Raw genomic sequence first — 13,988 nt, forward strand, 5'->3', positions numbered from 1 at the left:
TGATTTCACGCCCCAGCCTCCAGGGGCAAACAGACGCGAAACAGGGCGCCCTCGCCTATCCGGCTTTCAACTTCGATAGTACCGCCGTGGGCCGCGATAATCTGTTCGGAGATAAACAGGCCGAGGCCCAGGCCCGCCACGGCATGGCTGGCCGACACCCGCTCGAACTGCTGGAAAATCCGCTTCTGGTTCTCTTCGCTGATACCAATCCCGTGGTCCCGCACCTCGACGCGCGCCTCACCGTGCTCGGCATACACCCGCACTTCGACAGGGCTCTTGGCCCCGTAACGCAGGGCATTGGTCAGCAGGTTGGACACCACTTGCTCGATACGAAACTCGTCCCAGTTGCCCACGACCGAGCCTTCTTCGATCCATTTCACCGAGGACTCGGCCGCGGCGACTTGCGGGGCAAAGTTCTCCAGCAGGTTGCGCACCAGTTGCGTCAGGTCAAAGCGCCCTGGGCGAATGGACAGCTTGCCGGTGCGGATGCGCGACACATCGAGCATGTCTTCGATCAAGCGGATCAGGCTCTGGATCTGCCGCTCATCGCGGTCGACCATAGCGTGCATCTTGTCCAGGGTGAACGCGGCGGCGTTGTCCCGGGCCAGGTGCATCTTGCGCAATTGGGTTTCCAGGATCAGCCCGTTCAGGGGCGTGCGCACTTCGTGGGCAACGATCGACATGAAGTCGTCACGCATGCGCACCGCCTGCTCAAGCTCGGCCTGGGTCGCCTGCAAGCGCGTCAACAAGGCTTCCTGCTCGCGACGGCTCTGCTCCAGGGCTTCCACCTGCAGCTTCATCGCCTTGCTCTGGCGGTACAGGTCGACGAACACATTGACCTTGCTCTTGACCGCATGGATATCCAGCGGCTTGTGCAGGAAGTCCACGGCCCCGCTTTCGTAGCCCTTGAACGCATAGTTGAGTTCACGGCCGGCGGCGCTGACAAACACGATGGGGATGTTCTTGGTCTTTTCAGTGCCACGCATCAACTCGGCCAGTTCGAAGCCGTTCATGCCCGGCATCTGCACGTCGAGAATGGCCATGGCGAACTCGTGCTCCAACAGCAGCGACAAGGCCTCGTCGGCGCTCAGTGCCTTGTAGACCTGACGGTCCTCGCGCTTGATCAGCGCTTCAAGGGCCAGCAGGTTTTCCGGCAGATCGTCAACGATCAGCAGTTTGGCCTGGACAGTACTTAACATGGGGACGATTCCAGGGAGGCCAGCAACTCGCCGATGCGGCTCAAGGTGAGGATATAGTCAGGTTCATGCAGCGCCAGGGCAGCCCGGGGCATCACGGCGACCCGTGCCTCCAAGGGATCCTGGACCACGGTGATGCCTGCGCACTGCTTGACGTGGGCCAGGCCCCGGGCGCCGTCCTGATTGGCCCCCGTCAGCAGGACCGCCAGCAAGCCCTCGCCATAGACGTCGGCCGCCGATTCGAACAGGTAGTCAATGGCGGGCCGGGAATGGTGCACACGGTCCTCCTGGCTCAGGGACAGGCTGCGGTCGTGCTCCACCGACAGGTGATAGCCGGGGCCGGCAAAATACAGGGTGCCTGGCTGGATCAGTTCCTTGTCGCGGGCCTCGACCACGCTCATCGACACCCGTCGGTCGAACACTTCCGCCAACTGGCTGCGACGCTCGTCTGGCAGGTGCAACACGGTGATGATCGGCAGGCTGAAGCTGGCGGGCAAGGCGCTGAAGATGCTCAGCAACGCCTCGACCCCGCCGGCGGAAGCGCCGATCACAATAGCCTCGATCCCGGATACCGGGCTGGCAGCAGCTTGGTTCATAATTTTCGGTAGATCCGTTCTTGCTTGACCAGGGGTTCGAACCGTTTGCTGTAGGCCGAGAAATCCAGGGTTTCCTTGCTGCCCAGCACCAGGAAGCCGCGATGGCACAGCGACTCATGAAACAATCCAAACGCTCGATCCTGCAACTTTTTATTGAAATAAATCAGTACGTTACGACATGAAATTAATTGAGTTTCTGAGAATACGCTGTCCGTCGCCAGGCTGTGATCGGCGAAGGTCACGTTCTCGCGCAGGGTCTTGTCAAAGATCGCGTGATCGTAAGCCGCGGTGTAGTAATCGGCAAATGAACATCGCCCACCGGCCTGCTGGTAGTTGTGGGTATACGCGCGGATGTTCTCCAGGGAGAAAATCCCCTGCTTGGCTTTTTCCAGGGAGCGGGGATTGATGTCGGTGGCATAGATGATGGTGCGCTCCAGCAAGCCCTCCTCCCGCAGCAGGATGGCCATGGAGTAAACCTCTTCCCCGGTACTGCAGCCCGCGATCCAGATCTTGATCGACGGGTAGGTCTTGAGCAGCGGCACCACTTCCTGGCGAATCGCCAGGAAGTGCGAAGGGTCGCGAAACATCTCGCTGACGGGAATGGTCAGGAACTGCAGCAACTGCATGAACGCCGTCGGGTCGTGCAGCACCCGCTCCTGCAAGGCCGAGATGGTATTGCAGTCGAACTGGCGCAGGGCATGGGCCACGCGGCGCTTTACCGACGCGCCGGAGTAATCGCGAAAGTCATAGCTGTACTTGAGGTAAATAGCCTCGATCAGCAAGCGCAGTTCAATATCGGTGCTTCGTTCCAATTAGCGTCTTTCCACTTAAATGCGTTCCATCTTCGGGAGCCATACCCGAATCAACGAAAACAATCGGTCAAGGTCGATGGGCTTGGCCAGGTAATCGTTGGAGCCCGCTGCCAGGCAGCGCTCCTGATCGTCCTTCATGGCCTTGGCCGTTACCGCGATGATCGGCAGTTTGCGCCAGCGCGGGTCCTGGCGGATCAAGGCCGTGGCCTCGTAACCGTCCATCTCCGGCATCATCACGTCCATCAACACCAGGTCGATGTCATCGACCTCATTGAGCTTCTCGATCGCCTCACGGCCGTTACGGCCAATGACGACAATCGCGCCCTTGTGTTCCAGGGCGCTGGTGAGGGCGAAGATATTGCGCACATCGTCATCCACCAGCAGCACCTTGCGCCCCTCGAAGACCTTGTCGCGACTGCGGGCGGTCCTGAGCATTGTCTGGCGTTCATGGGACAACTTGGATTCGACTTTGTGCAGAAAGAGTGTGACTTCGTCCAGCAGGCGCTCGGGAGAACGGGCGCCCTTGATGATGATCGAGCGCGAATACTTACGCAGTTCGGCCTCTTCGTCCCGGGTCAGGTTGCGCCCGGTGTAGACGATTACCGGCGGGAACGAACAGATGTCTTCGGTGGACATGCGCTTGAGCAACTCGTTGCCCAGCATGTCCGGCAGCTTGAGGTCGATGATCATGCAGTCGTAGATATTGTTGCGCAACAGGTCCAGGGCTTCCTGGGCGAAGCCAACGGCAGTGATTTCGATGTCATCGTCGCCGATCAGGCGGGCAATGCTGTCGCGCTGCAAGTCGTCGTCTTCCACCAGCAGGATGCGCTTGACCTTTTGCGTCAGCTTGGCCTCCAGGCGCGCAAAGACATCCTTGAGTTCTTCACGGGTGGTCGGCTTGACCGCATACCCCACGGCGCCCATGTGCATGGCCGCCTCGACGCGGTCTTCGACGGAAATCACATGCACCGGGATGTGCCGGGTCCCGGCGTGTTCCTTGAGGCGTTGCAGCACGGTCAATCCGGAATGGTCCGGCAGGCGCATGTCCAGCAGGATGGCATCGGGAATGTACTGTTCCGCCAGGCTGTAGCCTTCGTCCGCGCCATGGGCCACCAGGCAGTGGTAACCGAGTTCATGGGCGAGGTCGAACAGAATGCGCGCAAAGTTCGGCTCGTCTTCCACCACCAGGATGCAGCGGGTGGTAAACGGTGCCTTGTCACGGTCATCGATGAAGCGCGGGATCTGCGCCGCGTCGGCGACAGGCAGCGGCGAAACCTTGACCGGGGCCGGCGCGGGGGCCGGGACCACCACACGCGGCGCCTCGATGGCCGGTGCGTCTGCGTCACGCTCAACGTAGTGTTCCGGCAGCACCAGGGTAAAGACGCTGCCCTGGCCCGGCTCACTGGTCACACTGATGTACCCGCCCAGCAGGCTGGCCAGGTCACGGGAGATCGACAGCCCCAGGCCGGTACCGCCGTAACGGCGGTTGGTGGTGCCATCGGCCTGGCGGAAGGCTTCGAAGATGCTTTCCTGCTGGTCCGGCGCAATTCCGATCCCTGAGTCGCGCACGGTGAAGGCAATGCCCTCGTCCGGCTGGCGGGAGACCGTCAGGCTGACTTGGCCCTTCTCGGTGAACTTGACCGCGTTGGACAGCAGGTTCTTCAGAATCTGCTCCAGGCGCTGGCGGTCGGTGTACAGCATGTGCGGTGAACCTTCCTGCACCTGCACCTGGAACCCGAGTTTGCGGTCGGCCGCCAGGGGCTCGAACATCCCGCGCAAACCATCCACCAGGCGCGCGACGCTGGTGTTCTCGGGGCGCATTTCCAGCTTGCCGGCCTCCACCTTGGAGATGTCGAGGATGTCGTTGATCAGGTTGAGCAAGTCGTTGCCGGCCGAATAGATCGACTCGGCAAACTTGACCTGTTCCGCGCTGAGGTTTTCCTGGGGGTTCTCTGCCAGCAGCTTGGCCAGGATCAGCGAACTGTTGAGCGGCGTGCGCAGCTCGTGGGACATGTTGGCGAGGAATTCGGACTTGTACTTGCTGGAGCGCTGCAACTCGTCGGCACGCTCTTCCAGCTCGATCTGTACGCGATTGAGCTGGACGTTCTTCTGGTCCATGGCATCGCGCTGTTCGGCCAGGGTCTGGGTCTGCTCGGCCAACTGTTCGTTGGTCTGCTCCAGTTCCGCCTGCTGGGTTTCCAGGTGCGCCTGGGACTCCTTGAGAATGCGTGACTGCTCTTCCAGCTCTTCGTTGGCGGTCTTGAGTTCTTCCTGCTGAACCTGCAGCTCTTCATTGAGCTGTTGGGTTTCGGCCAATACTTCCTGCAAACGCTGGCGATAACGGGCGGCTTCGATGGACGTGCCGATGTTGTCGGCAATCAACTCCAGCAATTCCACGTCACGTTCATCCAGCTCGCGCAGGAAGCCCAGTTCGATCACACCGTTGACCCGGCCATCATCGCTGGTCGGCACCACCAGCACACTGCGGGTTGGGCCCTCGCCCAGGCCTGAACTGACCTTGAAGTAGTCCACTGGCACATCGTCGAGGCGAATCAGGCGGTCCTGGCGGGCCGACTGGCCGACGATGCCTTCATCGTTGTAGATCGACTGTTCCTGCTGCTCTTGCTCACGGGAGAAGCCATAGGTGGCCACCCGAGTGAGGCCGCCGTGCTCTTCACGCACATACAGCGCGGCCACCGCCGAGCCCATGTATTGGGCGAAGAACTGCAACACATTGCGGCCCAGCATGTTCAAGGTCAGCTGGCCCAGCACCTGTTCGGCCAGTTCGGTCTGGCCGTTGCGCAGCCACGCTTGCTGTTCAAGGCGCTTGGCAATCCTCTGTTGCGACTCGAGGTTTTCGCTGTAACTTGTTGATAGCTCTAATAGATTTTTTCTTCCGATATACGCCAGGATGCCGCTCAGCCCGAGCACAAACACCAGGTACAGGCTGACGCTGATAATGGTGGTGCGAGTGACGTCTTCATTGCGGCTGATGCGGAACTGTTGCTCCATCGCCACCGCCCGGTCGTACTCCTTGCGGATCTCGTCTGTCAGGCTCTTGCCACGCCCGGCTTTCACGGCCGAACGGTAATCGCCGTTCTGGCGCTGCATATCAATCATGGACTGGGCGTAGGTGTTCCACGCCATTTGCAGCGACTCCAGGCGCTTGAGTCGGTCCACCTGCTCCGGGTTATCCGCCACCAGCACCTGCAAGTTGCGCAGGTCGGAGATGATCCGCGGCTTGGCTACTTCGTAGGGGTCGAGGAAATGCTCGTCGCCAGTGATCAAAAAGCCGCGCATGCCGGTTTCCAGGTCAACCGTCAGCTTTGAGGTTTCGTTGAGGTTGTTGATTACCCGGTCGGTGTGTTCGACCCACTGGATCACCGACAACAGGTAGGTGATCAGGCACACGAAAAACACCGCGCTGAGCACGCCGACACCCAGGGGCAATGCCACGTTGCGGCTCAACAGTTTACGGAAGCTTTTCTCATCGACTGACGACGCGGGAGTCATGGGGATGCCTTGGCCAAATGCGGAAAAACGAGGAGTTTGCCCCAAAGTCGCGCCTGAGCGCTATTTTTCTGCCCGCATTGGCCACATTTACTGCATAAGTTATTGAAAAATATACGAGCGCCTGTGTTTTTCTACAGGTTGCAATGTGCGCTGAAACGCGGCTTCGGCACACCACGACTGAGTAACACCGGAGGACATTCCTACGCATTCCCGGCACAATGCCTACCTTGTTTCGGGAACTTGCCGAGATTGACGCAACTCATTAGAGGATGGTCTTTCAACTGATCAAGACCTGTACCCTCCACTTCTCGGGAACTCTCACTATGTCCGCCGCAGCCTCCACCATCCTTGTAGTCGAAGACGACGCCATCGTGCGCATGCTGATCGTCGATGTCCTCGAAGAGCTGGAGTTCCAGGTGCTTGAAGCGGCAGACGCCGAAAGCGCCCTGGGTATCGTCAACAATTCCGCGCTGACCATCGACTTGATGATGACCGACGTCGGCCTGCCAGACATGGACGGCAAGCAGTTGGCCGTCAAAGCGCGTGAATCACGCCCCGCCCTGCCCATCCTGTTTGCCAGCGGCTACGCAGAAAATATCGACGTGCCGGACGGCATGCAGGTCATCGCCAAACCCTTCTCGATTGATCAACTTCGCGACAAAGTAAAATCCATGCTGGCCTGATTTCCTCGGTCACTTGCGTGATTGCCCCCGCACAAACCAACTAATTCTTTCGTTTGACTAGCGAGTCTGAATTTTGCTGCTAGTTTCAAACGACATGTCCTACAAGAAATAGTGAAAAAGGACAGCCCGATAGCCTGTTTAAACACGCTATCGGGAACGTCACCAGGGAATTGGGGAGTTGTCATGTGCAGGTCATCGTATCTTCCGGCATTCGTGCTGGCGTCATCCGTGTTGCCTATGTTTGCGGCCCACGCCGATAACGCCGAGACCGCCAACAAGAGCAACAACCCCCTGAACCTCGCGCCGGGCGCGAACCTGCAGGATTACTACACCCCCAGGCTCTTCGACAGTAATGCCCACACTAATGACCTGCTGCTGCGAGGCACATTGCCGGTAGCCCCGTCGGATTTCATTGGCGTGCCCCAGTTACTGCGCGCCACCCTGCCCCTGAGCACCCGTCCCGACCCCCACAGCGGCTACAGCACCGGGATCGGCGACCTGAACCTGTTCGATATTTTCCTGCTCAAGACCGACGGCGTGCAGTTGGGCATTGGTCCGCAAATCACCGCGCCCACTGCCGAACACGATGAGCTGGGCACCGGCAAATGGCAGGCGGGCCTTGCGGCGGTGGCCATCGATGCGTCGCCCCGTGGCCTGCTTGGCGCACTGGTGCAATACCAAAGCTCGTTCGCCGGGGACCGCGACCGGGCTCATGTGGAAAGTGCCACCTTCCAGCCCTTCGTCATGCATAACCTGCCCAAGGGCTGGTACTTGCGCTCCACCGGCACCTGGACCTTCGACCTGAAGAACGACACCCATTACATCCCGATCGGTTTCGGTGTGGGCAAGGCGTGGAAAGCCGGGACCAATATCCTCAATGCCTACGTCGAACCGCAGTGGACCGTCGCCCGCAAAGGCGATGGCCTGCCGCAGTTCACCCTGTTTGCCGGGATCAACGTGACGTTTGGGAAATAAGGAAGTGTCATGCACGCTCTGATTCGTAGTGCCGGTTTCTGCCTGTTAACCCTGGCCGCCGGTGTACAGGCACAGCCCCTGGATACACGCATCGGCCCGATCACCATGGAGGGCGAGCTGCCGGCCCACAGCGAAATTGCCAAGCTGTATGGCGAGCTGGATTTCCAGCAGGCCACCCAGAGTTTTCTCTGGGCCTTGCCGCTGGTGTCCTACGCCCAATGGCAGGACGAATTCAGCACCAAGCTCGGCGCGCGCAGCGGCGACCTGATGGTGCTGACCACCTACGAAGACAAGCTGGGGGTGATCACTGCCAACGCCACCACGCCTTACATTCTCGGCTTCGTCGACCTCAACGAGACCGGCCCGCTGGTGATCGAGCTACCGCCGGGGCCAACAGCCGGCGGTGTCGGCGACTTCTGGCAACGGGCAATCATCGACATGGGCCAGACCGGCCCCGACCAAGGCAAAGGCGGCAAGTACCTGGTACTGCCGCCGGGCCAGGAACCCCCCGCCGATGCCGGCAAGTATTATTTGGCCAAGTCAGAAACCATGAACGTGCTGGTGGGCTTTCGCGTGCTCGACCCCGACCCGGCCAAGGGCAAGGCATTGGTCGAACAATTCAAGATGTACCCCTACGCCCAACGCGCCAACCCGGCCAAGACCCGCTTGCTGTCCCCTGGCGGCAAACCCTGGTCCGGCACCCAGCCACGGGGCATGGCCTATTGGGAGCGCCTGCACGGGATTATCCAGAAAGAACCGGTCAACGAGCGTGACCGCTTCTATATGGCAATGCTCTCCAGCCTGGGTATCGAAAAGGACAAACCGTTCAACCCCAACGATCGACAGCGCCAGGCCCTGGAGCAAGGTGCACAGATGGGCGAGCTGATCGCCAAGGCCAACGCCTTCGCCAAGCGTTTCCCCCAGGCCCAGTACTGGAAAGACCGGCAATGGGACACGGTGCTGAACATTACCGAACCGTCCCAGCGCGTGGCCTACTACGATCAGCTCTGGGAACGCAGCGCCTGGTTCTATGAGGCCGTGACCAACACCAAGGGCATGGTCTCCAAGACCCCGGGCCTGGGCCAGACGTACCTGGGCGCCTATACCGACAACAAGGGCCAATGGCTCGACGGTGGCCAGTCTTACACCCTGCACGTGCCCGCCAACCCGCCGGCCAAGCAGTTCTGGTCATTGACCGTGTATGACATCGCCAGCCGCTGCCTGATCGACAACCCGCAGCGTAAAGCGGACCTGTCGTCACGCCAGGACCTGAAGAAAAATGCGGACGGATCGGTAGATCTTTACTTTGGCCCTCACGCGCCAAAAGACTTCGAGAGCAACTGGGTGCAAACTCTGCCCGGCAAACACTGGTTCAGCTATTTCCGACTGTACGCCCCCACCGAGGCCTACTTCGATAAAAGCTGGAAACTCGACGACATCAGACTGATTCAGTAAGGACGCAACAACATGATTCGAACTCCGACGCGCCTGCTGTTGGCGAGCCTCTCGATTCTCATGAGCACCGGCGCCTGGGCCGACTTCACCGCGACGCCGAGTGAAGCCCGGGCCATCGCCAAGGAAGCCTACCTCTATGGCTTCCCGGTGGTGGAGATGTACAAGACCCTCTACACCCAGGCCGTCGACAAGACCGGGCCAAACTACAAGGCACCGTTCAACCATATCGGCAACACCGCGCAGCTGTTCACACCCAAAGACACTGCGTTCGTCACGCCGAACTCCGACACGCCCTACTCTTTCGTCTGGCTGGACCTGCGCGCCGAACCGGTGGTGCTGACCCTGCCGAAGATCGAAGACAACCGCTACTACTCGGTGCAGTTGATCGACCTCTACACCCAGAACTTCGGCTACCTGGGCACCCGCAGCACCGGCAACAACGGCGGGCACTACATGATCGCCGGCCCCAACTGGAAAGGTCAGCAGCCCCCCAATGTCGACCGCGTGGTGTACAGCGAAAGCAACATCGCCTACGCGCTGTACCGCACACAGTTGTTCGATGACAAGGACCTGGGCAAGGTCAAGCAGATTCAAAGCGGCTACAAGGTCCAGACCCTCAGCAACTACGTGAACCAACCCAAACCCGTCAAGCCGCCGAAGATTGCCTGGCCCAAGCCAACCCCGACCATGAGCGACAGCATCCACCTGTTCCGCTACCTGAACTTCATGCTGGGTTACGCAGCCCCTCAGGACAGTGAGAAAGACGTGCTCGCGCGGTTTGCCAAAATCGGCGTCGAGGCGGGCAAGCCGTTTGACCTCAAGGCCCTGACAGTTGAGCAACGCAAGGCGCTGGAAGACGGGATTGCCGACGGCAAGGCCGAATTTGCCGCGTTCAAGAAAGACAAGATCGACACTCACCAGGTTGCCAGCGGTGACTTTTTCGGTTCGCGGGACCACCTCAACAACAATTATCTGTATCGCTACGTGGGCGCCAACCTCGGGATCTTCGGCAACTCGACAGATGAAGCCGCCTACTTGAGCTACTTCGTCGACAGCGAGGGCAAACCGGCCAACGGTGCACGTCACAGCTACACCGTGCATTTTGCCAAGGACCAACTGCCACCGGCCGAGGCGTTCTGGTCGCTGACCATGTACGACGCCAAGACCAAGCTGCTGGTGCCCAACCTGAAGAAGCGCTACCTGCTCAACTCGCGGATGTTGCCCAACTTCAAGTTTGACGCCGACGGCGGCCTGACCTTGCTGGTGGCGCACCACGAGCCACCGAAAGCCGAACAAAGCAACTGGCTGCCGGCACCACCCGGCCCGTTCTACGCCGTATTGCGCATTTACCTGCCCAAGCCTGAGGTAGGTAGCGGCCAATGGAAGCTGCCACCGCTCACACCGATCAAATAGCGCCTGATCCAGTAGCACCGCTGCACCCCTGACATCAGGCATTTACAAGGAGTAGAGCCATGGTTTCACGTAGTCAATTGAGTGCGTTTACCGCCGCCACGCTGGCACTGATGCCAGGGATAGGGTTTGCCGACAATGCCAGGGATTGGCAAAACACCCCGACGGACTTGAACATGGTGTTCGGCTACTACAACCGGCTGGACACCAACACGCCGATCGACACCTCGCTGCCGATTACCGGCCTGTCGTTGAATGCCGACCTCTATCTGTTCCGCTACGCCCGTTCATTTGGGATTGACGGGCGCAACAGCGCGATCCAGCTCATCCAGCCTTACGCCGATATTTCGGCGTCGTTCGACAACGCGCAGTTCTTCAGCGGCACCAAGCACAACGGCGGCATGGGCGATACCCAGGTCGTGTTTGCCCACAACTTCTTCGGTGGCCCCGCCTTGACGGCCGCCGAATTTGCCAACTGGACGCCCGAGACGTTCCTTACCGGGGCTTTCTGGTTGACGATGCCGACCGGCGACTACGACAAAGACCGCATCATCAACATCGGCTCCAACCGTTGGGTGTTCAAACCGGAAATCGGCTTTGGTACCCCTATTGGCCCGACCTGGCTGGAGATCAACACCTATGTGTCGCTGTTCGGCGACAACAAGGATTACCACGGCAACAGCAAGCTCGAACAAAAGCCGCTGTATGCCATTGAAGGCCACTACAGCTACACCATCAACCGTGCGCTTTGGGTATCCCTGGACGCCACCTACAACCGTGGCGGCGAAAGCAAGATCGACGGCGACTGGCAAGACAACAAGCAGGAAAACGGCCTGCTGGGCGCCAGCCTGGGTTTTATGCTGTCACCGCAATTTGGCGGCCTGATCGCCTATAACGACACGGTGTCCGAGCGCACCGGTTCGCCGGATGTAAACACCTGGACCTTCCGCCTGCAGTACGTCTGGTGAACAGCGTGCGCTACGCAGCGCTCTATGCCGGGTTACTCGGCAGTGTCGGTGTGTCCGCCGCCAACCTGCCAGACCTTGGCACCGCCTCCGGCCCGGTTGTCAAAGCCGACGCCGAGACCTGCCACCGCCTGCAGCAAGACTTTGATATCGACCTCAAGCAAGTGGTCAAGGCCGGCTGCGAGCCATCCACCGAGCAGATCGCCAAGTTGATGGACAACCCGGTGGGCAACCTCGTGCTGCTGTTCAATCAGTTCGACTACAGCGCCCTAAAGGGCCCCCACAGCAATGGCACCCGTTACCTGGGCAAATACAGCTTCATGCCCACCTTCCCGATTTCCCTCGGTGAAGACTGGAACCTGATCAACCGCCTGCCCGTCAGCTATGTGAGCGCACCAGTCAACCAGAAGGCCGGCGACCTGGTAGGCATGAGCCCTTATGGGGTGCTGACCGACCGGGCATTCCCCTCGGTGGTCAATGACCCGTTCGACCGCACCTCGGGCTTCGGTGACTTGGCTTATGTGGGTGTGTTCTCCCCCAAGCAGCCGGTGCGCTTTGCCAATGGCGGCAAGATGGTCTGGGGCTTCGGCCCGACGGCGATGTTCCCCACCGCTGAAAAAGACGTGCTGGGCACCGGCAAGTACTCCCTCGGTCCGGCATTTGTAGCCGCCTACCTCGGTGAAGACTGGACGTTGGGGGTGTTCCCCCAGCATTGGTGGTCGGTGGGCGGCGATGCCCGGCGCAAAGACGTGAGCCTGACCAATATCCAGTACTTCATCCAGCGCAGTATTCCGGGCCCCAGCCAATGGCGGGTGGGCATGACGCCCAACGTCACCGTCAACTGGAAGGCCGAAGGCGGCAACAAGGTCAACTTCCCCATCGGCCTGGGTGCCGGGCGGATCGTGTACTTCGGCAAGCTGCCGGTGCGCATTTCCGGCGAGGTGCAGTACTCGGTGATTCACGCCGACGACCTGATCAGCAGCCGCTGGAATTTCCGCCTGTCGTTTATCCCGGTGATCCCGACTTTCATGCTTTGAACGAGGTGCGCCATGCGCAGTTTTCAGTGCACACGCGTGTTGTTGATCGGCCTGATATTCAGTGCCCATACCGCGGCCTGGGCCGACGAACTTGAACCCAAGGCCCTGACCGCCCTGGAGCAGATGGGCGGCTACCTGCGCAGCCTGCAACAGTTTCGCATCGACGCCCACAGCCACACCGACCAGGTGCTGGATAACGGCCAGACCATCGAATTCAGCCACCAGACCCGCCTCGTGGCGATGCAACCGGACAAGCTGCAAGTCTCGGTGGAAAGCGACGGTGAACGGCGCAGCCTGTTCTACAACGGTAAAAGCTTCACCCTGTACGACAGCCGCAGTGGCTACTTCGCCAACCAGTTAGCCCCGGCGAACATCGGCGGGCTGCTGGATCAATTGAGCGAGCGCTATGGCATCGAGTTGCCCCTGGCCGACCTGTTCCGCTGGAACCCCGGCACCGCCAGGGAGGTGGGCATCAGCAACGCCGTGCTGATCGGCAGCGAAACCATCGACGGCCAGACCTGCACCCACTACGCCTACCGCCAGCCGGACATCGACTGGCAACTGTGGATTCGCCAGGGCCCGCAGCCGTTGCCATGCCGGCTGGTCATCAGCCGCCGCGACACCGCCGAACACCCTCGGCACAGCGTCAACTACCTGTGGCAACTCAACAGCCCGCCCGCCTCCAGGGACTTTGAGTTCAGCCCACCGGCCGGCGCCCGCGCGGTCCCCCTGCAACAGCTGGAGCCTCAGGGAGAACAGCCATGAAAAGCACGGCGGCGGTGCTGACCGCGAGTTTGCTCCTGACGCTGTTCGACCCGCTGGCCGCCCAGGCCTGGCAACTGCGTGGCGGTGGCGGCGCACGGACGTTTGTGGTGCCCCATGGTGGTGGCGGCGGTTACCGGCCGCCAATGCCTGCGCCGCACCCGATGCCCGCGCCCCGGCCAATGCCGCCGCACCCGGAGCCGCACCCGCAGCCCCATCCTCAACCAGCACCGCACCCCGAGCCCGGGCCGCATCCGTATCCAGGCCCGGGACCACAACCTGGCCCACATCCTTATCCGGGACCGGGGCCACAACCGCATCCGATGCCGCCACCGCCACCGCCTCCACCGCCTCCGCCACCCCACGGAGATGACTGGTACCACCCGTGGGCGACCGCAGCCGTCGTCGGCGCCACCACGGCGACCCTCCTCGCCATCGGTACCCGCGTGACCACGGTGCCGGTGGATTGCGTCTCGGTGGTCGCCAATGGCGTGGCCTACCAGCACTGCGGGCCCACGTGGTACCAGCCGCAATACGTCGGCAGTTCCGTGCAGTACATCGTGGTCGCCGCGCCCTGGTGACCC

General features: G+C 60.7%; 12 protein-coding genes. 8 read left to right on the top strand and 4 right to left on the bottom strand.

What is annotated here, in order from left to right:
* Window positions 1–5: 5 nt before the first annotated feature.
* Genes HKK54_RS27640 through HKK54_RS27655 form a run of 4 tightly spaced genes read right to left on the bottom strand, consistent with a single transcriptional unit; the run spans window position 6 to window position 6,117 of the window.
* Complete coding sequence (locus HKK54_RS27640) at window positions 6–1,199, bottom strand: hybrid sensor histidine kinase/response regulator (RefSeq protein WP_169388526.1); 1,194 nt, start codon at window positions 1,197–1,199, stop codon at window positions 6–8.
* Window positions 1,193–1,792: a chemotaxis protein CheB gene (locus HKK54_RS27645; protein ID WP_169388527.1), complete on the bottom strand. Its 600-nt coding sequence runs from the start codon at window positions 1,790–1,792 to the stop codon at window positions 1,193–1,195. Before HKK54_RS27645 ends, HKK54_RS27640 begins: the two co-directional genes overlap by 7 nt.
* Window positions 1,789–2,604: a CheR family methyltransferase gene (locus HKK54_RS27650; RefSeq protein ID WP_010171106.1), complete on the bottom strand. Its 816-nt coding sequence runs from the start codon at window positions 2,602–2,604 to the stop codon at window positions 1,789–1,791. The genes HKK54_RS27645 and HKK54_RS27650 overlap by 4 nt, the downstream gene beginning before the upstream one ends.
* Before the next feature lie 15 nt (window positions 2,605–2,619).
* Entirely contained in the window at window positions 2,620–6,117 is a 3,498-nt protein-coding gene (locus tag HKK54_RS27655; protein WP_169388528.1) for a response regulator, read from the bottom strand.
* 323 nt (window positions 6,118–6,440) lie between these two features.
* On the opposite strand from HKK54_RS27655, the gene HKK54_RS27660 reads away from it, so the two are divergent.
* The 8 genes from HKK54_RS27660 to HKK54_RS27695 all read left to right on the top strand — a co-directional run bounded on the left by HKK54_RS27660 (window position 6,441) and on the right by HKK54_RS27695 (window position 13,985).
* Window positions 6,441–6,800: a response regulator gene (locus tag HKK54_RS27660; RefSeq protein ID WP_010171108.1), complete on the top strand. Its 360-nt coding sequence runs from the start codon at window positions 6,441–6,443 to the stop codon at window positions 6,798–6,800.
* A 237-nt stretch (window positions 6,801–7,037) separates the two neighbouring features.
* Entirely contained in the window at window positions 7,038–7,775 is a 738-nt protein-coding gene (locus HKK54_RS27665) for a hypothetical protein (RefSeq protein WP_010171109.1), read from the top strand.
* Window positions 7,776–7,784: 9 nt separating this feature from the next.
* Window positions 7,785–9,230 carry a DUF1254 domain-containing protein gene (locus tag HKK54_RS27670; protein WP_169388530.1) on the top strand — a complete coding sequence of 482 codons (1,446 nt, stop codon included), beginning with the start codon at window positions 7,785–7,787 and terminating at the stop codon, window positions 9,228–9,230.
* Window positions 9,231–9,242: 12 nt separating this feature from the next.
* Window positions 9,243–10,643, top strand: a complete 1,401-nt coding sequence (locus HKK54_RS27675) for a DUF1254 domain-containing protein (RefSeq protein WP_169388531.1) — start codon at window positions 9,243–9,245, stop codon at window positions 10,641–10,643.
* A gap of 59 nt (window positions 10,644–10,702) precedes the next feature.
* Entirely contained in the window at window positions 10,703–11,608 is a 906-nt protein-coding gene (locus HKK54_RS27680; RefSeq protein WP_169388532.1) for a transporter, read from the top strand.
* A complete protein-coding gene (locus HKK54_RS27685; RefSeq protein WP_169388533.1) occupies window positions 11,605–12,642 on the top strand; it encodes a hypothetical protein in 1,038 nt (345 codons plus the stop codon). Before HKK54_RS27680 ends, HKK54_RS27685 begins: the two co-directional genes overlap by 4 nt.
* Before the next feature lie 12 nt (window positions 12,643–12,654).
* Entirely contained in the window at window positions 12,655–13,407 is a 753-nt protein-coding gene (locus HKK54_RS27690) for a DUF2092 domain-containing protein (protein WP_169388534.1), read from the top strand.
* A complete protein-coding gene (locus HKK54_RS27695) occupies window positions 13,404–13,985 on the top strand; it encodes a hypothetical protein (protein ID WP_010171121.1) in 582 nt (193 codons plus the stop codon). The genes HKK54_RS27690 and HKK54_RS27695 overlap by 4 nt, the downstream gene beginning before the upstream one ends.
* Window positions 13,986–13,988 lie beyond the last annotated feature (3 nt).

The sequence above is a fragment of the Pseudomonas sp. ADAK13 genome (assembly GCF_012935715.1).
Classification (GTDB): domain Bacteria; phylum Pseudomonadota; class Gammaproteobacteria; order Pseudomonadales; family Pseudomonadaceae; genus Aquipseudomonas.